General features: G+C 36.6%; 18 protein-coding genes. 12 read left to right on the top strand and 6 right to left on the bottom strand.

Translation table 11 applies throughout. The annotated features are described in order from the left end of the window. Window positions 1-85: 85 nt before the first annotated feature. Window positions 86-307 carry a VF530 family protein gene (locus EV200_RS13380; RefSeq protein ID WP_132533436.1) on the top strand — a complete coding sequence of 74 codons (222 nt, stop codon included), beginning with the start codon at window positions 86-88 and terminating at the stop codon, window positions 305-307. 6 nt (window positions 308-313) lie between these two features. Here EV200_RS13380 and EV200_RS13375 read toward each other — a convergent pair whose 3' ends face one another. The 3 genes from EV200_RS13375 to EV200_RS13365 all read right to left on the bottom strand — a co-directional run bounded on the left by EV200_RS13375 (window position 314) and on the right by EV200_RS13365 (window position 3,495). Then, entirely contained in the window at window positions 314-1,300 is a 987-nt protein-coding gene (locus tag EV200_RS13375; protein ID WP_229676830.1) for a polysaccharide deacetylase family protein, read from the bottom strand. A 172-nt stretch (window positions 1,301-1,472) separates the two neighbouring features. Continuing rightward, window positions 1,473-1,853, bottom strand: coding sequence for a GtrA family protein (locus tag EV200_RS13370; RefSeq protein ID WP_132533434.1), 381 nt, complete (start codon window positions 1,851-1,853; stop codon window positions 1,473-1,475). A gap of 1 nt (window position 1,854) precedes the next feature. Then, complete coding sequence (locus EV200_RS13365; RefSeq protein WP_132533432.1) at window positions 1,855-3,495, bottom strand: ArnT family glycosyltransferase; 1,641 nt, start codon at window positions 3,493-3,495, stop codon at window positions 1,855-1,857. Between the two features lie 84 nt (window positions 3,496-3,579). On the opposite strand from EV200_RS13365, the gene EV200_RS13360 reads away from it, so the two are divergent. The 3 genes from EV200_RS13360 to EV200_RS13350 all read left to right on the top strand — a co-directional run bounded on the left by EV200_RS13360 (window position 3,580) and on the right by EV200_RS13350 (window position 6,447). Further along, window positions 3,580-4,296, top strand: coding sequence for a pyridoxine 5'-phosphate synthase (locus EV200_RS13360; protein ID WP_132533430.1), 717 nt, complete (start codon window positions 3,580-3,582; stop codon window positions 4,294-4,296). A 113-nt stretch (window positions 4,297-4,409) separates the two neighbouring features. Continuing rightward, the gene (locus EV200_RS13355) at window positions 4,410-5,303 is read left to right on the top strand and encodes an EamA family transporter (protein WP_132533428.1); all 894 of its coding nucleotides are present in this window, start codon (window positions 4,410-4,412) and stop codon (window positions 5,301-5,303) included. Window positions 5,304-5,883: 580 nt separating this feature from the next. Then, the gene (locus EV200_RS13350) at window positions 5,884-6,447 is read left to right on the top strand and encodes a hypothetical protein (protein WP_132533425.1); all 564 of its coding nucleotides are present in this window, start codon (window positions 5,884-5,886) and stop codon (window positions 6,445-6,447) included. 41 nt (window positions 6,448-6,488) lie between these two features. On the opposite strand, the gene EV200_RS13345 is transcribed toward EV200_RS13350, so the two are convergent. Then, window positions 6,489-7,337, bottom strand: coding sequence for a hypothetical protein (locus EV200_RS13345; protein WP_132533423.1), 849 nt, complete (start codon window positions 7,335-7,337; stop codon window positions 6,489-6,491). Window positions 7,338-7,493: 156 nt separating this feature from the next. On the opposite strand from EV200_RS13345, the gene gcvP reads away from it, so the two are divergent. Next, window positions 7,494-10,370, top strand: coding sequence for an aminomethyl-transferring glycine dehydrogenase (gene gcvP, locus EV200_RS13340; RefSeq protein WP_132533421.1), 2,877 nt, complete (start codon window positions 7,494-7,496; stop codon window positions 10,368-10,370). A gap of 165 nt (window positions 10,371-10,535) precedes the next feature. Here gcvP and EV200_RS13335 read toward each other — a convergent pair whose 3' ends face one another. Beyond that, complete coding sequence (locus EV200_RS13335) at window positions 10,536-10,898, bottom strand: VOC family protein (protein ID WP_132533419.1); 363 nt, start codon at window positions 10,896-10,898, stop codon at window positions 10,536-10,538. A 177-nt stretch (window positions 10,899-11,075) separates the two neighbouring features. Between EV200_RS13335 and EV200_RS13330 the strand changes: the two genes are divergently transcribed. Together EV200_RS13330 and EV200_RS13325 are read left to right on the top strand one after the other, a co-directional pair. After that, the gene (locus EV200_RS13330; protein WP_132533417.1) at window positions 11,076-12,149 is read left to right on the top strand and encodes a serine hydrolase domain-containing protein; all 1,074 of its coding nucleotides are present in this window, start codon (window positions 11,076-11,078) and stop codon (window positions 12,147-12,149) included. Between the two features lie 148 nt (window positions 12,150-12,297). Continuing rightward, a complete protein-coding gene (locus tag EV200_RS13325) occupies window positions 12,298-12,885 on the top strand; it encodes a YceI family protein (protein ID WP_132533415.1) in 588 nt (195 codons plus the stop codon). 242 nt (window positions 12,886-13,127) lie between these two features. Here the strand turns inward: EV200_RS13325 and EV200_RS13320 are convergent, their stop codons facing one another. After that, a complete protein-coding gene (locus EV200_RS13320) occupies window positions 13,128-13,895 on the bottom strand; it encodes an MBL fold metallo-hydrolase (protein ID WP_132533413.1) in 768 nt (255 codons plus the stop codon). 53 nt (window positions 13,896-13,948) lie between these two features. On the opposite strand from EV200_RS13320, the gene recJ reads away from it, so the two are divergent. From recJ to EV200_RS13295, 5 genes are all read left to right on the top strand, one after another. Continuing rightward, window positions 13,949-15,649, top strand: a complete 1,701-nt coding sequence (recJ, locus tag EV200_RS13315; protein WP_132533410.1) for a single-stranded-DNA-specific exonuclease RecJ — start codon at window positions 13,949-13,951, stop codon at window positions 15,647-15,649. 81 nt (window positions 15,650-15,730) lie between these two features. Beyond that, a complete protein-coding gene (lptB, locus tag EV200_RS13310) occupies window positions 15,731-16,471 on the top strand; it encodes an LPS export ABC transporter ATP-binding protein (protein ID WP_029286454.1) in 741 nt (246 codons plus the stop codon). A 9-nt stretch (window positions 16,472-16,480) separates the two neighbouring features. After that, the gene (locus tag EV200_RS13305; protein ID WP_132533408.1) at window positions 16,481-18,004 is read left to right on the top strand and encodes a GH3 auxin-responsive promoter family protein; all 1,524 of its coding nucleotides are present in this window, start codon (window positions 16,481-16,483) and stop codon (window positions 18,002-18,004) included. A 68-nt stretch (window positions 18,005-18,072) separates the two neighbouring features. Beyond that, on the top strand, window positions 18,073-18,702 hold the full coding sequence (locus EV200_RS13300; RefSeq protein WP_229676829.1) for a DUF2306 domain-containing protein: 630 nt from the start codon (window positions 18,073-18,075) through the stop codon (window positions 18,700-18,702). Between the two features lie 4 nt (window positions 18,703-18,706). Next, window positions 18,707-19,597 (top strand): YARHG domain-containing protein, encoded by an 891-nt coding sequence (locus tag EV200_RS13295; protein WP_132533406.1) that lies wholly within the window; start codon window positions 18,707-18,709, stop codon window positions 19,595-19,597. Window positions 19,598-19,610: the final 13 nt, after the last annotated feature.

The raw sequence follows: 19,610 nt of genomic DNA, 5'->3' as shown, positions 1-19,610 counted from the left end.
AGTGGTTAGCTTTTCATTTATCAGTTTGTCTTTTGATTAGTGTTATCTAGCTGTAATTAAAGGATAAATCATTTACCTTTGTGCTATGGCAGAAACGCAAAAGAACAATCCTTTACATGGCATCACTTTAGAAAAAATTGTAACTGACTTACAGTTTCATTATGGTTGGGAAAAACTCGGTTCTTTAATCAGGATTGATTGTTTCACCAATAATCAAAGTATCAAATCGAGTTTAAATTTCTTAAGAAGAATGCCTTGGGCCCGTAAAAAGGTGGAAGATTTATATGTAGATACCTTTCATAAATAAAGGAGGTTATTGATCAAACTCTTTTTCTAAGCCCTGCCTTAAATCAAATAATAACCATTGTTTATTTTTTACGTCAACTTGTTTGTTTTTGAGCAATTGAATGAAATCTTTCACCCCAATTTCTTCATTGCCATTTCCATGAATCAGGACGATACTCCCTGCATTGGGTGTTTGTCCTTTTGCTAGCCAGGCATCGCTACCAATTGGAATTAAACCATAAGCCTCAACTTTACCTACGATACTTTGATTGGAGACCAGGCCCGGGAACCTGAAAAACACTGAAGGTATTAATCCATTTTTCAACATGAGTTTTTCATTTTCCATTACCTCAACATCTAGATTGGTTCCAGGAGCCAGTAAGAAATTTTCCTTTAAGGGCAGGTTATTCACTTCGTGATGATAAGAGTGGTTTACCCAGGTAATATTCAGCTCATTTTTTTGCACTAAACCTTTCAACCAATTCAAATCATCCTGATGTTTTAACATCCATTTACCCGACACGGAAATGGCTACAGGGGCAGGTTGTTCTATTTTTTTGAATTCGTCAAAAACCGATTGAAAGATAATGCGATCTAAATTTTTATGCGACGGACAAAGGTCAATGGTAAGTGCAATACCCTTTTCCTGAGGAATGGCATGGTCTATACCTGCATTTTGCAATTGTAAATCTTTTGCAGCTGCAGATTGTAAGGCTTTTACGTAAGGACTATTCTCGAAAGTTGCCATTACTTTAGGCCATTTTAAACTACCTGTGCTATAATTGCTGAATAGATCAACTTTAGTATCCAATGTTTCTGGATTTACCAGTAATAAATATTTCTGATTATTATTAACGAAACTTCTGATGGCAATGAGCTTTTCGGTGCCTTTAATCGCAATTGAAAAGTTAGTTTTATACTGTTTAATCTGATCAAAATTCTGTCCGAAGCTATTTAAATTAAATAATAGCATCATCATAAAACCAACATATTGAGATCTGGATAATTTCATCATTCCTTATTTAAAATCTTTCTAATTTAGTCTAAAAATTTTATCTTTACCAAAGAGGTCATGAACAAAGAAAAGGTAAAATTATGGTTTAAGCGAGTAGGCTTGGTCGGGTTTTTATTCTTCCTGATTAAGGGATTGATTTGGCTTGTGGTTTTTTATTTTATTGGTAAAAACGTTACTTGAAAGTAAATAGCATATTGGCCAGAAAATTCCACACAAATACAATTACGATTGCGAAGAATTTTGCCACATAAAAATTTGTTCCATTTTTTCTTTGATGAAAAAGGTAAATAATAAATGTATTTAAGCCTAGTCCAATTAAGCTCACTATCAAGAATTTACTGAACTCAGTTCCCCAGTGTACATTCGTGCTTTGAAAGGTCCAAACCCGGTTAATTAAATAATTATTGGTTACCGCCAGGCTAAAACCAATGGCATTTGCAACATACTTATTTACTTTGATTTTTTCCTTAAAAAGCCAGGTGGCACCAAAATCAATGGCCATCCCAAGTAAGCCTGTTAGTCCGAATTTAATAATGCGAAAGAATACCTCCATATTAATGCAGTTTAACCAAATAGAAATGTTCCAAAACCTGTGGGCGGGTTTTAGCATTTAAAAACTTACTCGTTAATTTGGTGATGTGAAAATATTCAAACGATTTTAACACCTCTGCATTGTATTCATTTTTCAATTTATTAAGCTCATTTTCAGAAATATAAATCACCAGATTTTTGGTGTTTTTTATTTTATCTAAATCGCTGGAATTGTGCAGGTATTTTACTTCGCCTGGTGCGTAAAAATCAAAAGAAAAAGCATCAATATAATTTAAAACGGCAGGTTTTGCAGCAGGATAATTTTTCTTTAACCATTCACCGGCAATGCCTCCAGACTGGTATTTCATTATTGCCGGGTAGAAGAATATAAAAAGGAATAGCATTAAGCCGACCGATATAAATACACTTCTGGCCATAATGGTTTCGAGCTTAATTCCTTTAAAGAAAATGAAAGCGCTCGCTAACACTACCAGTAGCATTCCAATCATTATATAAGGGTAATCAAATCCGTATATTATACTCAATACAGAAAGCAATAAGAAAACTAAGATGGCTAATGCATTTTGCACATTGAAGAAAATCTTCAGGCTTCTGCCTTCCAGCTTTCTCAAATAGAGTGCGGTTATGATGGAAAACTGCGGGAAGATAATTAATATGTAATGTGGTAGCTGAAATTTCGAAAGTGAAAATATTAAAAAAGTTACCGCAGCACTGGCCCAAATCATGATGCTTTCAGGTGCTAAGTTAATTCGGTTTTTTTTCTTAAAAAGATTGATAACGGCCGTATAGAATAATATTGACCAAGGTAAAAAAGCCCAAAGTGTGGTATGGAGAAAGAACGAAATATCGCCTTTTCCTTTAATGGGGCCATTGTTAAAAAAGCGACCAAACTGGCTATCCCAAAAGAAAAATTTTAAACCGGAAACACCTGTTCTATTGAAGACAACTTTTTCAGGATGTAAATCAAACTGCGTGTAAAGAGAATAAAGTTCTGGAGTGATGAAAACGAAAATCAATACGATTGCAATCCACCATTTTGGCTGCCACAACTGTTTATATTGTTTGGTGAATAACCAATAAATTATAAAACCTGCAAAAACAGGAATCAATACAAATATTCCTTTAATCAAAATGGCGCATGCAGCAAAAAATGAACCGGCAATAATCTGCCAGAATGATCCATGATGCGCTTTATAATAATGATAAATGGATGCCAGTGTAAAAGTGGTAATGTAAATCTCAGCACGAACATCGAAGGTTGAAGTGATGATGTGGAGCGCACTTAAAAAAATCACGGAAGAAATTAAACCTGTTTTTTCATCGTAAATATCTTTGGCCAGTTTATAGAGATACCATGCACCCAGTAAACCAAAAAGAAAGGAAGGCAGTTTATAGGCAAAAGCTGAAATGCCAAAAATCTTGAAAGATGCTGCGGTGATCCAGAAAGTTAAATGTGGCTTGTCTAGCCAGTCACCTCCTCGGCCATAAAGGTTAAACCAATCCTGAAATAGAATTATATTTTTTGACATGGATGCATATAATGCACCATCGGGTTCCATTACGCTTCCAAATAAGGCCGGTATACTAGCCAAAGCCAGTAAAACGATCAGGAGTTTGTATAGTGTTGTGTCCTTTAAATTCATTTTAATTCGAACAAATATGAGCAAAAAAAAGTCAAATTTCTTTAAGCTTTCCGATTAACAGCGGCAAAGCCTTATCTTTGAGGCATGACAAAGTTATCGGTTAACATCAATAAAATTGCTACACTTCGCAACAGTCGTGGGGGTAATAATCCTGATTTAGTTAAAGTTGCATTAGATTGTGAACGTTTCGGAGCGCAGGGGATTACAGTGCATCCACGCCCTGATGAACGTCATATCCGATACCAGGATGTGTATGACCTGAAAGCCGCAATTGCAACTGAATTTAATATTGAGGGTAATTGTCGTGAAGATAAATTTGTGGATCTGGTATTGGCCAATAAGCCTGCACAGGTTACTTTAGTACCTGATGCCGAAGGTCAGATTACTTCCAACCATGGTTGGGATACCGTTAAGCATAAAGCCTATTTAAAAGAAATGGTTGCGGTGTTCCAAAAGGAGGGTATCAGGGTTTCTATTTTTGTAGATCCTGTGGTAGAAATGGTTGAAGGTGCTGTAGAAACTGGTACGGATAGAATTGAATTATACACAGAAGCTTATGCTCATAATTATTATGCGGATAGAGAAAAAGCGATTGTAAATTATATTGCGGCAGCACATCATGCCAATCAATTAGGCCTTGGCATTAATGCAGGTCACGATTTAGATTTGCATAACCTGCATTATTTCGCCCAAAGTATCCCTGGTTTGTTAGAGGTTTCTATTGGTCATGCCTTAATAAGTGATGCACTTTATTTAGGTTTGGAAACCACCGTTCAAAAATATTTACAACAACTTGCTTAAAAAGCTGAAAAACTAAAGTGGAAAGACCAAAGCTCTTGTCGCATGGAGTTTTTATCCCGCCTTCTTTGAGGTGATGTCTTCATACTTTATACTAATTACTTCATACTATTGTAATGTTAAAAGGAATTCTCCTTGTTTTTTTTGGTGCCTGTAGTTTTGGCATCCTCTCTACATTTGTTAAACTGGCTTATCATGAAGGTTATACTTTAGGTGATGTAACTGGTGCACAAGCATTTTTTGGTGCAGTGATTTTATGGGTTTTATTTTTCTTTCAAAGTAGAACATCAACATATCAGGCAAAAGAAATTAAAATCATTACGCCTTGGTGGAAAATGGTTATCGCAGGAACCTGTACGGGTTTGGTAAGCATATTTTATTATCAATGTGTAAAACTGGTTCCGAATTCTGTTGCCATCATTTTACTGATGCAATTTATCTGGATGAGCATATTGCTGGAATTTATAATCTTTAAGAAAAAGCCATCTGGATTACAGTTTGTGGCTATTTTATTGGTATTAGGTGGAACAGTTCTGGCAAGTGGCATGTTAGAAACCAGCATTTCGGAATTAAACCTTAAAGGTATTGGTTTTGGCTTATTGGCTGCGCTTTGTTATGCAGGCTTTTTAATGTTAAGCGGACGGATTGGCAATGAATACCCGGTATTGAAAAAAAGTGCCTTGATGATTACCGGTGCTTGTATATTGGTTTTTATTATTTTTCCTCCTGCATTTTTATTTAATGGGGCTTTAGGTGGCAGCTTATTAAAATGGGGTTTAATTATTTCTGTATTCGGAACAGTAATTCCACCCTTATTTTATGCAGAAGGCGTGCCCAGAATCGGTACAGCGTTAAGTTCAATTTTAAGTGCTGCAGAACTGCCTGTTGCTGTGATGATGGCTGGTTTTGTATTGCAAGAGCAGGTATCATTTTTACGCTGGGTGGGCGTAGCGATTATTTTATCGGCGATGGTGTTGCCAAATTTGAAGTATTTGAAACGGAAGGCATAAGTTTTTAACCCAACTTTCTCTCTGTTTCCTCTGTGAAAAACTCTGTGATCTCTGTGATCTCTGTGGTAGAAATTAGCAGACTGATTTATTAACCACCGAGCACACAGAGAAAAAAAGCACAGAACACACCGAAGTATAGAGAGTGTAGTTGGTTTTTGCTTTCTTTGCGGTTAATCGTCTTTCTCTCTGTTTTCTCTGTGAAAAACTCTGTGATCTCTGTGGTAGAAATTAGCAGATTGATTTATTAACCACCGAGCACATCGAAGTATAGAGTGTAGTTGGTTTTTGCTTTCTTTGCGGTTAACCGTCTTGCTCTTTGTTTCCTCTGTGAAAAACTCTGTGATCTCTGTGGTAGAAATTAGCAGACTGATTTATTAACCACCGAGCACACCGAGGTATGGAGTGTAGTTGGTTTTTGCTTTCTTTGCAGTTAACCGTCTTGCTCTCTGTTTTCTCTGTGAAAATCTTCGTGCCCTCTGTGGTTAAACTTGAAACAATTAGCTTTGCTCATCTTAGAAACACTTTCCTTTCTTTGCGGTTAAACTAAAATTAAATACCTTTAAAGGCAAATGATACAACCATGAAAAAATTTACCATTTATATATTATCGCTGATCATTATCAGCTTTGCCGGATGTAAAACAAAAGTCACCATCAATCAGGATGAGGCTGGCGAAGTGATCACAGATTATTTAAAAGCCAATCCAGAATATAAAACTATCCGTTTTAAATTCGGTGAGATAAAATTTAACAGTACTAATGATCTGTTTGAGCTTGGAAAATACAAATCGTTAGCAAGCAAAGGCTTAGTAACTTTAGATTTAAAGCAGGCGAAAAAGAAATTTCTTTCAAAAGACAGTAGTTTTGTTTACCAAATTAATTTAACGGATAAAGCCAGTCCGCTGGTATTAAAACAAGATGCCGACCGGGCAACAGTTAAAGCCGTTACCTATGTTTTAGCTGATGAAAAACCAGTTAATTTCGAACAAGTAAATTCAAGTACAGCAAAGGTGACGGTTTCATTAAAAATGATAACCACTGATTTTGAACAGTTCGATAAAGAAGCAAACAAGAATAGTAACTTTATTACTAAAACTTATAAGTTAAAGCTCGATAAAGAAGAAGGTTGGCGTGTGCAAAAATAAGCTTATGCAGAATAACTATAAAGGTTCTTTATTTTGAAAACTTAACTTTTATTCTTCAAAAACCAGGTTTTAAATTTTTTAAATAAATCCGTTTTTTTCGGCCTTGGTTTACCATCATGTGTTAGTTCATGATCATAATGATTTTGTAATTCCGTCGCATATTTCTTCTCTGCTTCGTTACCGGATTTTAATTCATCGATAAAATGAAGCGAATTATGGTTTAAAGTACTGTTAAAAGAAACGGCAAAGTATTCGCTTCTTTTAACCGTGTTTTTATTCTGATTAATTTCATTGGAGCCATTTTCGGAGAAAAAATCAATGTGATGAATCAGCGGATTTAATTTTTTTAAGCGCCTGGTGCCTTTTCGTTCGTTTCGCCAGGGATGTTCTTTTTTATGTAGCTGAGCCAATAGAAAATCTTTTTTCCAAAGTGTAATCTGGTGCGACATTAGGAAATCTGATGCCTGATTATCTACTATAGAAATATTAAGTCCTTCTATAAAATGCTCACTTTCGGTGGTGGTGTAAACATCAGAACTGTGCAGTTTAATTTGCTGACAAGTTTGTTCACTGGCAAAGTTGAATAATTGATTAAAAAATGTAGGGTTTACAGGCTTACTTAACCACATGTCTTCCTGGAAGTAGAGTACATATTCTTCATCCATGCTTTTTAATAAGGTTGCGAGTCGGTCTGCCCATTCTCCTTTTCCTGATTTAATATTCTGAAAGCCATTTACTGTTGCATCCTTAATTTCTGTAGCGAAATAGTAATTACATGGAATATTAAAATCCCAGTTTTTAGAGAAGAAGATGTCAAAACCTCGATAAAGAAATTCATACCGATCACAGGCGTGAACCAGTAAGGCAACATTATTTTGAGGTTTTGGCATAAGGTAAAAGAATGGGTGTTTATTTGCCAAAGCTACTAAAAACCTGGATTTTGTCTATTATTTCACTACGAAAATATGACGATCCATATTGTCTTTACATGCCTAAAAATAGTCGCCTTTTTGCTACCTTTGCGGGAAATTTATTATTCATACCGCATGAGCTTAAATATCCATTACAAGGAAGATTTTCAAAATCGTCATATTGCACCAAATGAGGCAGATACCGCTGAGATGTTGCAAACTATTGGCGTAAATTCTATTGATGAGCTGATTGAACAAACTGTTCCGGCAACAATTAGGTTAAAACAGCCTTTAAATTTGCCAGCAGCTAAATCAGAAACTGAATATCTTGGTGCTTTAAAACAAACTTCATTATTAAATAAGGTTTTTAAAAGCTTTATCGGTCAGGGTTATTATGATACGATTACGCCGGGCGTAATTTTGCGTAATGTTTTTGAAAACCCAGGATGGTATACACAATACACGCCATACCAGGCAGAAATTGCGCAAGGCCGTTTACAGGCGCTGTTAAATTTCCAAACGATGGTGATCGATTTAACCGGAATGGAAATTGCCAATGCTTCACTTTTAGATGAAGGCACGGCTGCGGCGGAGGCGATGTTTATGCAATACAGTACGCGTAAAAATCTGGCAGCTAAAAAGTTCTTTGTTTCAGAATTACTTTTTGCACAAACGATAGATATTTTAAAAACCCGTGCCAATCCTTATGGTATTGAATTGGTTATCGGAAGTCATTTAGATTTTGTTGCTACAGAAGATTTCTTCGGTGCAATTGTTCAGTATCCGGCTGGTAACGGTGATGTTTTCGATTACAAAGATTTTGCTTCAGATCTTCACAACCAAAATATTAAATTAACTGTTGCTGCTGATATCTTAAGCTTAACGTTATTAACGCCTCCGGGCGAATGGGGAGCTGATATTGTGGTAGGAACAACACAACGTTTCGGTATTCCGATGGGTTTTGGTGGACCACATGCAGCGTTTTTCGCAACTAAAGAAGAATACAAACGTTCAATCCCTGGTCGTATTATTGGTGTAACCATTGATAGCCATGGTGATTATGCCTTACGTATGGCCTTGCAAACCCGCGAGCAACACATCCGTAGGGATAAAGCAACTTCAAACATATGTACGGCACAGGCATTATTAGCTATCATGGCTGGTTTCTATGCTGCTTATCATGGTCCGAAAGGATTAAAAGCCATTGCAGAACGCACACATGGTTTAGCCATTAGCCTGGCTTCAACATTAAAAAACTTAGGCTTTGAGCAATTAAATGCTGTTTATTTTGATACGATCCGTTTTGATTTAGGTGATTTAAAAGGGAGTATTCAGTCTGGTTGTATTGATAATGAGATCAACTTAAATTATGATGGAAACATCGCTACCATTTCAGTTGATGAAACCACTACTTTTGCCGATGTAGCATTAATTGCTAAAATCTTTGCTAAAGTTAAGGCCGTAGCAGCTGATCAGGTGGAAGTGGTTGATAATGTAGAAACAGTTATTCCTTCAGCTTTACAACGTACCTCATCTTATTTAACGCACCCGATTTTTAATTCACATCACTCAGAGCATGAGATGTTGCGTTATATTAAATCTTTAGAAGCAAAAGATTTATCGCTATGCCACTCCATGATTGCATTGGGTAGCTGTACCATGAAATTAAATGCTACGGCAGAAATGATTCCAGTTACCTGGTCTCACTTTGGTCGCGTTCACCCATTTGCACCAGCCGATCAGGTATTAGGTTACTATTCTGTTTTTAATGAACTGGATAAATGGTTAAGTGAAATCACGGGCTTTGCAGCAATGAGTTTACAACCAAATGCAGGTGCTCAAGGAGAGTATGCTGGTTTGATGGTAATTCGTGCTTATCACCATGATCGGGGAGATTTTCACCGTAATGTGGCCTTAATTCCAGCGTCTGCTCACGGTACAAACCCTGCATCTGCAGCAATGGCCGATATGAAAATTGTGGTGGTTAAATCTTTAGAAAATGGAAACATTGATGTTGAAGATTTAAAAGCTAAAGCTGAATTACATAAAGAAAACCTTTCATGTTTGATGGTAACTTATCCATCAACACACGGTGTATTTGAAGAAAGTATCATCGAAATCTGTGAAACCATTCACGCCAATGGCGGACAGGTTTACATGGATGGCGCGAACATGAATGCACAGGTTGGTTTAACAAGTCCGGCTAATATTGGTGCCGATGTTTGTCACTTAAACCTGCACAAAACCTTCTGTATTCCTCACGGTGGTGGTGGTCCTGGTATGGGCCCAATTGGTGTTGCGAAACATTTAGTTCCTTATCTGCCAGGTCATGCTGTGGTTGATATTGATAAAGGAAAATCAATTTCTGCAGTATCATCTGCACCATGGGGCTCAGCTTCAATTTTGATTATCTCTCATGCTTATATTGCCATGATGGGATCTGAAGGATTAACTAATGCCACTAAATATGCGATCTTAAACGCAAATTATATGAAAGCTCGTTTAGAACAGCATTATCCAGTACTTTATTCAGGTGCTCAGGGTCGTTGTGCACACGAGATGATTTTAGATTGCCGTTCATTCAAAGCTTTTGGAATTGAAGTGGTAGACATCGCCAAGCGTTTAATGGATTATGGTTTTCACGCACCAACGGTTTCATTTCCGGTTGCGGGTACATTAATGGTTGAGCCTACAGAATCTGAGCCTAAACATGAGTTGGACCGTTTTTGTGATGCTTTAATTGCTATCAAGAAAGAAATCTCTCAGGTTGAGAACTTAACTTTCGATAAGGTTGATAATCCATTAAAAAATGCACCTCATACCGTTGCAGTGATTACTGCGGACGAATGGGAGCATGCTTATAGCCGTCAAACTGCTGCATTTCCACTACCTTACGTATTAGAGCGTAAGTTCTGGCCATCAGTTGGTCGAGTGAATGATAGTCATGGCGACCGTTCATTAATTTGCGCTTGTCCGCCAGTAGAGAGTTATTTGGAAGAAATCGTTCCTTAAATCAAATTGCACTGTCATTGCTAGGCACGAAGCAATCTCATTAGATAAATCATCTGCAAGTTTTGTGAATTTATTTTCATCAAGCTTGCAGATTTTTTTTGCTTTAATGATAGTCATTGGGTGGATATCGGCATGATGTATATATTCATCCGATGATCATCCAAATTATTTAAACGTTCCAAAATGCCATAATATGCCCGATGGATCGTGAAGAAAACACTCGCTCCCCCAATCTTCATTTCGGATGGAACTTAACTTTACAGTTTCATATTTGTTTGGTAAATCCAGTTGAATAAGCTCGTTATAGAATTCCTCTACGTTCTCTACTTCCATAAAGATCATGGTGTTATCAACCCAATCTTTTACATATGCATTTTGCAAATAAAAGGCCAGATTATCCATTTTAAAGACAGATATCCCATCTCCTAAAGTAACTTCCTCAAATCCTAAATCCTTATAAAAATTTTTAGATGTTTCGAAATTTTTAGCGCCAATAAACGGACGTATTGATTTTACTTGTTTGTTCATTTGGTCAATTTTAAATTAAAGTATTTTTCTTCAGTTATCGGATGAATATCGGCGTGAGGTATATATTCACCCGATGACAATTGCATTTTTTGCTTCCAGCAATGCAATATCAACTATATTATTATCTATTGTAACCCAAGATTAAGAAATGTCGTCTTATACTACAAATAAAATCAAATGAAAAGAATCCTTTCCTTGTTAATCTTAACAGTCATAACTTTTAGCATCAGTAAAGCACAAAATTTTGAATTTAAAGTAGATAGCTTGCTAACCCAAATCTTTAAAGACAAAAACGGACCTGGAGGTGTATTTATGGTCGCTAAAAATGGCAAGCCCATTTATAAAAAAGCCTTTGGTCATGCGAATATCGAGTTAGGCGTTAAAATGCAAACTCAGAATGTATTTCAATTGGGGTCAATGACTAAACAATTTACCGCCATAGCCATCTTAATATTGGTTGAACAAGGGAAAATAGATTTGCAAAAACCCATCTCCACCTATATTCCAGATTACCCTATGGGAGACAAGATTACCATTCATCAGTTACTTACGCACACTTCGGGCATAAAGGATTTTACTAAAATGAAATCGCTCAATCAGATTGCACAACAAAACCTGTCTCCCAAACAGATGGTCGATTTTTTTAAAAATGAGCCTGTGGATTTTAATCCAGGAGAAAAGTTTGAATATAACAATTCAGGGTATGTAATCCTTGGATATATCATTGAATTGGTTTCTGGTGATACCTATGAGAACTACATCAACAAAAATATTTTTGAAAAGATTGGCATGAAGCATTCCCGTTATGCCTCTGATGTGGCCGTCATTAAAGACCGGGCCTACGGTTATCAGCAGAAAACATCAGGTTATGTGAATAAAACTGCTATTAGTTTTAGTATTCCTTTTTCATCAGGTGCCTTAATGTCTACAGTTGATGATATGCTGCTCTGGCAAAATGCCTTAAATGGCCAGCTGTTGCTTAAATCAGAAACCATCAAAAAAGCATTTACCAGGTACAAATTAAATAATGGCGAAGCATTTACCTATGGTTACGGTTGGCATTTAAAAGACATTGATGGAATACCCACGAGAGAACATGGTGGCAGCGTATTTGGATTTAAAACAATGGGGGTATATATTCCTGACCAGGATATTTATGTGCTCGGTTTAAGTAATTGCGATTGTAATTCGCCTACACAGGTAGTTAAAGATATTGCGGAACTGGCTTTGAAGACATTTATAAAAAATTAAGCTTCTCACTTGATTAAACTATAGCAATATTATGGTGTCCATAGAATGATTATGAATAAATCTTTTATTTTTGAAAAAACTTAACATAGGTCAATCATAAAGGATAAGCCTTAATTATATCTTTGTATCACAATTAAAAAAACCAAACATGAAATTAAAAATCTCTTCAATCTTTTTATTAGTGGCAGTTGTATCATTGTCAGCTTTTAAAAGCCCTGTTAAACCAGTAGCTTATACTGTTGATCCGGCAAAATCTACCATCACCTGGATTGGTAAAAAAGTAACCGGTTCTCATAATGGAACAATTGCTTTACAATCAGGAACTTTAAATGTTGATGGTAAAAAAGTAACTGGTGGAACTTTCACAATTGATATGAATTCTATCAAAGATGCTGATGGTAGCGCTAAATTAGAAGGTCACTTAAAAGCAGATGATTTCTTCGGAACAGCTAAATTTCCAACTTCAACTTTCGTAATTACTAAAGTTGCTGGTTCTGGTGCTGCATTAACTGTAACAGGGAACTTAACCATAAAAGGAATTACTAAGCCAGTAAGCTTCCCAGCTACAGTTGCTGTGAATGCTGATGGTACTGTTTCTGCTTTAGCTGGTAAAATTTTAGTTGATAGAACTAAATATGATATTCGTTATGGTTCAAAATCATTTTTCGATAGCATCGGCGATAAAGCAATTGATGATAACTTCGAAATTGGTGTGAAATTAGTAGCTAAAAAATAATATTCCAGTTTTGGAAAATGTAAATGGTCTCGACAAATTGTCGAGACCATTTTTTTTGGCTTCTGTTATGTTGAGGCACGAAGCATCTGCAACCTATGAAACAGATGCTTCGTGCCTCAGCATGACAGCTTATTTAAGGTTGCTACAAACAAAAAGTATTTTCGGTAATGCTTAAGGACTTACTTCACTGAGATTTATAGCCGATGGGTTTTTGCTTTAAGCTTTAGTCTTTCTGCTTTAATCTATCTAATCTTAAATCCTCCGTCTAATTCGTCAATAAATCCCGTTGCCTGCTCTTTGCTATGATAAAATAGGCATTCCCAATTGTCGGCAGCAGCTCTTTTGCCAAATGCTTTTCGCAATTCCATCGCCTTCCGACCGTCAAAGTCATATTTTGCAATAAAATTTTTAATCAGTTCACTCGGTTCGGGTAAAACATCACCACCAAAAAACACTTTCTGATTCCCTTCCGTTAATAGAAAAACCTGATGATTTGGACAGTGTGCCCCCGTAAACTCGTAGGCAATGGTTTCATCCAGATTGCCATCGCCTTCCACAAATTTCAATTGTGCATTGCGTTGAACAAAATCAAAAATATCAGTGTGGTAAGAACTGGAAGTGCTGCTAAATGCAGTTTCCCATTCACCACGATTAATGACATATTCCGCATCAGGAAAACTCAATTCTATTTTCCCATCTTCTTGTTTATGAATCATACCTCCGGAATGGTCATAATGTAAATGCGACATTAATACTTTGGTTATATCAGTTGGATCAAAGCCAGCATTACGAATGTTTTTATGTAAAATCAGTTCGCCGTGGTCATCACTAAAACCCAATCCGGTATCAAACAGAATTAGATCATTTTTCAGTTCCACTAAAAACGGCTGAACATTGATAAAAAGTGAAGCTGGTCTGTCTTTAAAACTATGAATAGCTGAATCGAAAGGAATAAATTTTTTGGTAGCATCTACCGAATAGGTTCCTTCAAAAAGGGTGTGAACTTGCAAGGTAATGTAGATTTAAATTAAAAAAGTATATTTACTGTTCGGAAACAAATATAATGGAAAAAAGATGGGTGCTGACATCAAATTGTAATGATGACACGGTAAAGAAAATAGCAGAACAACTTAATATAGATAGATCATTAGCGCAAATTTTAGTACAAAGAAACATTTGTGACTTTGATCAGGCGAAATCCTTTTTCAGACCGGAGCTGACTCACCTTCACGATCCTTTCCTGATGAAGGATATGGATTTAGCTATTCATAGAATTGAAAAGGCCCTATCCCTTCACGAAAAAATCCTGATCTATGGTGATTATGATGTAGACGGAACAACCTCTGTAGCCCTGGCTTACAGCTTCTTTTCTCAGTTTACAGAAAACATTGAATATTATATACCCGATCGTTACCTGGAAGGATATGGGATTTCTACCGCCGGAATTGATTATGCAAATGAAAATGGTTTTTCATTGATCATTGCCTTGGATTGTGGGATTAAATCACTGGATAAGGTAGACTATGCCAATACATTTGGTATTGATTTTATCATTTGCGATCACCATTTACCAGGCGATGAAATTCCTAAAGCTGTTGCCGTTTTAGATCCAAAAAGAAATGATTGTGAATATCCCTTTAAAGAATTAGCAGGCTGCGGAATCGGTTTCAAACTGGCTCAGGCTTATGCACAAAAGCATCATCTACCTGAAGATATTTATCTCCGATACCTGGATTTGGTAATGGTGAGTATTGCTGCAGATATTGTTCCGGTAGTTGGTGAGAACAGAATTCTGGCCTATTATGGATTGAAGAAACTGAATACCAATCCATGTGAAGGCTTACGGGCGTTAATGGAAGTATCGGGAAAAACAGAAAATTATACCATTACTGATGTGGTATTTACTTTAGGCCCACGCATTAATGCTGCCGGAAGAATTGACCATGCGAAGCACGCAGTCGCGATGCTGCTTTGTGAGGTAGATGGGAATTCATTGGAACAAAGTGAGTCCATTAATCTTAAAAATACAGAACGCAAAACCTATGATCAGGACATTACCCGTGAAGCTTTAGATTTAATAGGGAGTAGTGATCACCTGATCAATCGGAAAACCACAGTTGTATTTAATGAAAACTGGCATAAAGGTGTGATTGGAATCGTAGCTTCAAGGCTGACAGAAAAATATTATCGCCCAACAATTGTATTGACTAAATCCAACGGACATGTAGCAGGTTCCTGCCGTTCAGTTGTTGGGTTCGATCTGTACGAAGCTTTGAGTGGATGCGCTGATCTCCTGGATCAATTCGGAGGTCATAAATTTGCTGCAGGTTTAACCATGCAGGCGCATAATGTTGATGCCTTTGCTGACAAGTTTGAAGAAATTGTTTCTGCTTCCATCACAGAAGAATTGCTGACGCCAATGATTAAGATCGATGCTGAAATTGAATTGAGTCAGATTGATGGTAAATTCTTTAGAGTTTTAGCGCAAATGGGGCCATTCGGACCAGAAAATATGGCGCCGATTTTCGTTTCGCACGGTGTTTATTTAGATCGGCCTGCGATGGCTGTCGGTGCAAATCATTTAAAAATTGTCATAAAGCAACAAAATTCGCCTATTTTTGAATGCATTGCATTTGGATTGGCAGAATTTCAAAATCTTTTACAACCAAAGGTGCCATTTTCTGTTTGTTATACAATTGAAGAAAATGTGTGGAGAGATAAGAAACGTATGCAACTTAATGTTAAAGGCATAAAAGTTAATTAATATTTCAAAGGTGTCATCCTGAGCCTGTCGAAGGACATTTCGACAAGCTCAATGTGACAATCGGCGAGTATAAAGATAAATATGATATTAAGAGCCGAAAATCTGGTTAAAAAATATAAACAGCGAACAGTTGTTAATGATGTTTCGTTTAGTGTAAGTCAGGGAGAAATTGTTGGCTTGCTAGGGCCTAATGGTGCTGGTAAAACTACCTCATTTTACATGATCGTGGGTTTAATTAAGCCTAATGAAGGTCGGATTTTTTTAGAAGAAGAAGATATTACGCAAGATGCCATGTACCGCAGGGCGCAAAAGGGCATTGGTTATTTAGCTCAGGAAGCATCTGTATTTAGAAAGCTTACTGTTGAAGATAATATTTTGGCTATTTTGGAGATGAGTAGCCTTTCCAAAGAAGAACAAAAGGATAAGCTGGAAGAGCTGATCAATGAATTTAGTTTACATAAAGTTCGTAAAAACCGAGGTGATTTATTATCAGGTGGGGAGCGCAGAAGAACCGAAATTGCCCGTGCGCTGGCGGCAAATCCCAGTTTTATTCTTTTAGATGAACCTTTTGCCGGAGTAGATCCTATTGCTGTAGAAGAAATTCAAAGTATTGTTGCAAAACTTAAGCATAAAAACATTGGTATTTTAATTACCGATCATAATGTTCAGGAAACCCTTTCCATTACCGATCGGGCATACTTACTTTTTGAAGGAAAAATTCTTGAACAAGGTATTCCCGAAGTGCTGGCAGAAAATGAGATGGTAAGGAAAGTTTATCTGGGTTCAAACTTTGTACTGAAGCGTAAAAAATTCGACATTTAATTACGGACAATGGCATTTGTAAACTCAATTTTTACCTGGCTGATGAAAAAGCGGATCCACCAGATCGAGCTTTTTATGAAATATCCCTATGATGTTCAGCAGGAATGGTTTCATAACCTGATTGATAGTGCAGAGAATACAGAATGGGGTAAAATGTATGATTATAAGAGTATTCTCACCCCTCAACAATATCAGGAACGTGTTCCCATTCAAAATTACGATACCCTTAAGCCTTATATAGAAAGAATGCTGGCCGGCGAACAAAATATTTTATGGCCATCTGATATTAAATGGTTCGCTAAATCATCCGGAACCACCAGCGATAGAAGTAAATTTATACCTGTTTCAAAGGAATCACTGGAAGAATGCCATTTTAAAGGCGGGAAAGATATGCTTTCCATTTATTGCAATAACCGTCCAGATAATCAAATGTTTACGGGTAAAGGTTTGGTGCTTGGCGGGAGTCATCAGGTAAATCAGCTCAATGAAGATTGTTTTTATGGTGATTTATCAGCGGTGTTAATTAAAAATTTACCCATCTGGGCCGAGTTCTACCGCACACCCGATATGTCTATTGCCTTAATGGATAATTATGAGGTAAAGATGGACCGAATGGCTGAAGCCACCATTCAGGAAAACGTGACCAGTATTTCAGGCGTACCAACCTGGACCATTGTTCTCGCTAAAAAGGTTTTAGAACTAACAGGAAAGAACAACCTTTTAGAGGTTTGGCCCAACCTCGAAGTTTATATTCACGGTGCTGTAAATTTTGCACCCTATCGCGAGCAGTTTAAGCAACTCATTCCTTCTAATGATATGTATTATTTGGAAACTTATAATGCTTCTGAAGGCTTTTTCGGGATTCAGGATCAGGACAATTCTGATGAAATGCTACTCATGCTTGATTATGGTATTTTCTATGAGTTTGTTCCAATGGAAAATATTGGTGAAGAAAACCCTAAAGCCTTATTACTGGGTGAAGTAGAACTTCATAAAAATTACGCCATCATCATTTCCACCAACGGAGGTTTATGGCGTTACATGATTGGAGATACCATTCAATTTACTTCCCTTTCCCCTTATCGGATTAAAATTACTGGACGTACCAAACATTTCATCAATGCCTTTGGTGAAGAGGTGATTATTGATAATGCCGAACAAGCTTTAACCCGGGCATGCCTTGAAACTGGTGCAGAGATTAAAGATTATACTGCTGGCCCAATTTACTTTGAAGGAGAAAAAGCAGGCGGACATGAGTGGATTATCGAATTTGATAAACAGCCCAATGATTTTGAAAAGTTTATTGATGTAATGGATAATACCTTGCGTGAAGTAAACTCAGATTATGATGCTAAAAGATTTAAAGATATGGCGCTATGTAGACCGACGGTGCATAATGCGCCAGCAAATACTTTTTATAATTGGTTAAAAGCCAAAGATAAATTGGGTGGACAACATAAAGTTCCGCGCTTGGCCAATGAAAGAAAATATATTGATGATATTTTGATCATGATCAGTGTATCTGCAGCATAATTTATCCACTCTTATGAAAAATAGGCTTGTATTAAAAAGGCAACAATGATAACTAAATCAAAAATAAGTTGAAAAGACAAATCGCTTATTCTAATATTGCCTGGCTATTATTCTTTGCCTATTTCTTTATCCTGATGTTGCAAATTACATTGCGCTATCTACCCTTAGGAAGCGAAGTCGCATTTCTTCAAATTAAACAAACGGAAGTATCAGGTATTAAAGCTTATTTACCCATTTTTTATATTCACGTTTACAGTGCCATTTTCGTTCTACTGGCTGGTTTTACTCAGTTTAATCCTAAAATTATAAATCAGTATCCCAGCGTACATCGTGTACTAGGCTATTTATACGTTGGCATTGTATTATTATTTGCCGCACCCTCTGGGATTTTTATAGGTTATTTTGCCAATGGTGGCTTAATGGCCAAAACCTCATTTATCATTTTAGGATCGTTGTGGTTTTGGTTTACCATAAAAGCCGTGCAGTTGATTATCAATAGAAAAATTAAAGCCCATAAAAAGATGATGTACCGCAGTTTTGCTTTAGCAACTTCGGCCATCACGTTGAGGCTTTGGAAAGTTATTTTAGTATATTTATTCCACCCGGCGCCCATGGATGTTTATCAGGTAATTGCATGGTTAGGCTGGATCCCTAATTTATTAATCGCCGAATGGCTAATCAGAAAAAAGATAATATAATCAAATGAAAAGAATCCTAATGCTCTTACTTATCGCCGTCTCAATGATGGCCTGTAAAGAAACTAAAAAGACAGGAAAGGATAGCCAGAAAAAAGTAGCTATAACTCAAAAGGAAATTCACAAAGAACTCTATGGTTTTTGGGTTGGTAATTTTGTAGCATCTGAAGATTATGAATATCAAGATGATACGTATGCTGCTGTTAAAAAGCTGAATATCAACATTAAAAAGATTACCAAAGATACTGTAATTGCTCAAAGTATAGTTTCTGGAAACAGTAGACCGCTGTTGGGTAAAATTTCTGAAAACGGAGGGAAAATCACTTTCATTTTAGATGAGCCCGGGACAGATCAATACGATGGAAAATTTGAAATTACACTTATAGGCGATGCGCTAATCGGGGAATGGAATGCCTATAAGACAGCCCTTAAATGGCCGAAAAAAGAATTCAAGTTAGTAAAAAAAGCTTTTGTTTATAATGCCAACCTCATGTTGCCAACTGAAGCCGATTATATTGATTGGACAGATCATAAAATGGTAGAAAGCTTAGATACGCTGGAAGATGGAACAATAGATTCTCTGGGCGCCAATACTTTTTATAGAAGTGCATCTGAAGGGATTTTCAAAATAAACGCATCTAACATGCTACTTAAAGAAGAAGATGTGAAAAATCTGCGCAAGCTCGACCTACAAATCATAAAAAATACAATTTTTGCTCGTCATGGTTATGCTTTCAAAAAGCAGACATTAAGAAATTTTTTCGATCCTGTGGAATGGTATGTGCCTGTTAAAAATAATGTAGATAATGACTTAACTCCTATTGAAAACAAAAATGTTAAGTTATTGGATCGCTTTACAAAATATGCGGAAGACAATTATGATACTTTTGGCCGTTAATTTGTGAAGCATC

Origin of the sequence: Pedobacter psychrotolerans, assembly GCF_004340665.1 — a bacterium.
GTDB lineage: Bacteria > Bacteroidota > Bacteroidia > Sphingobacteriales > Sphingobacteriaceae > Pedobacter > Pedobacter psychrotolerans.
The sequence above is the reverse complement of the archived record's forward strand: the minus strand, read 5'-3'. Positions and strand labels throughout refer to the sequence as shown.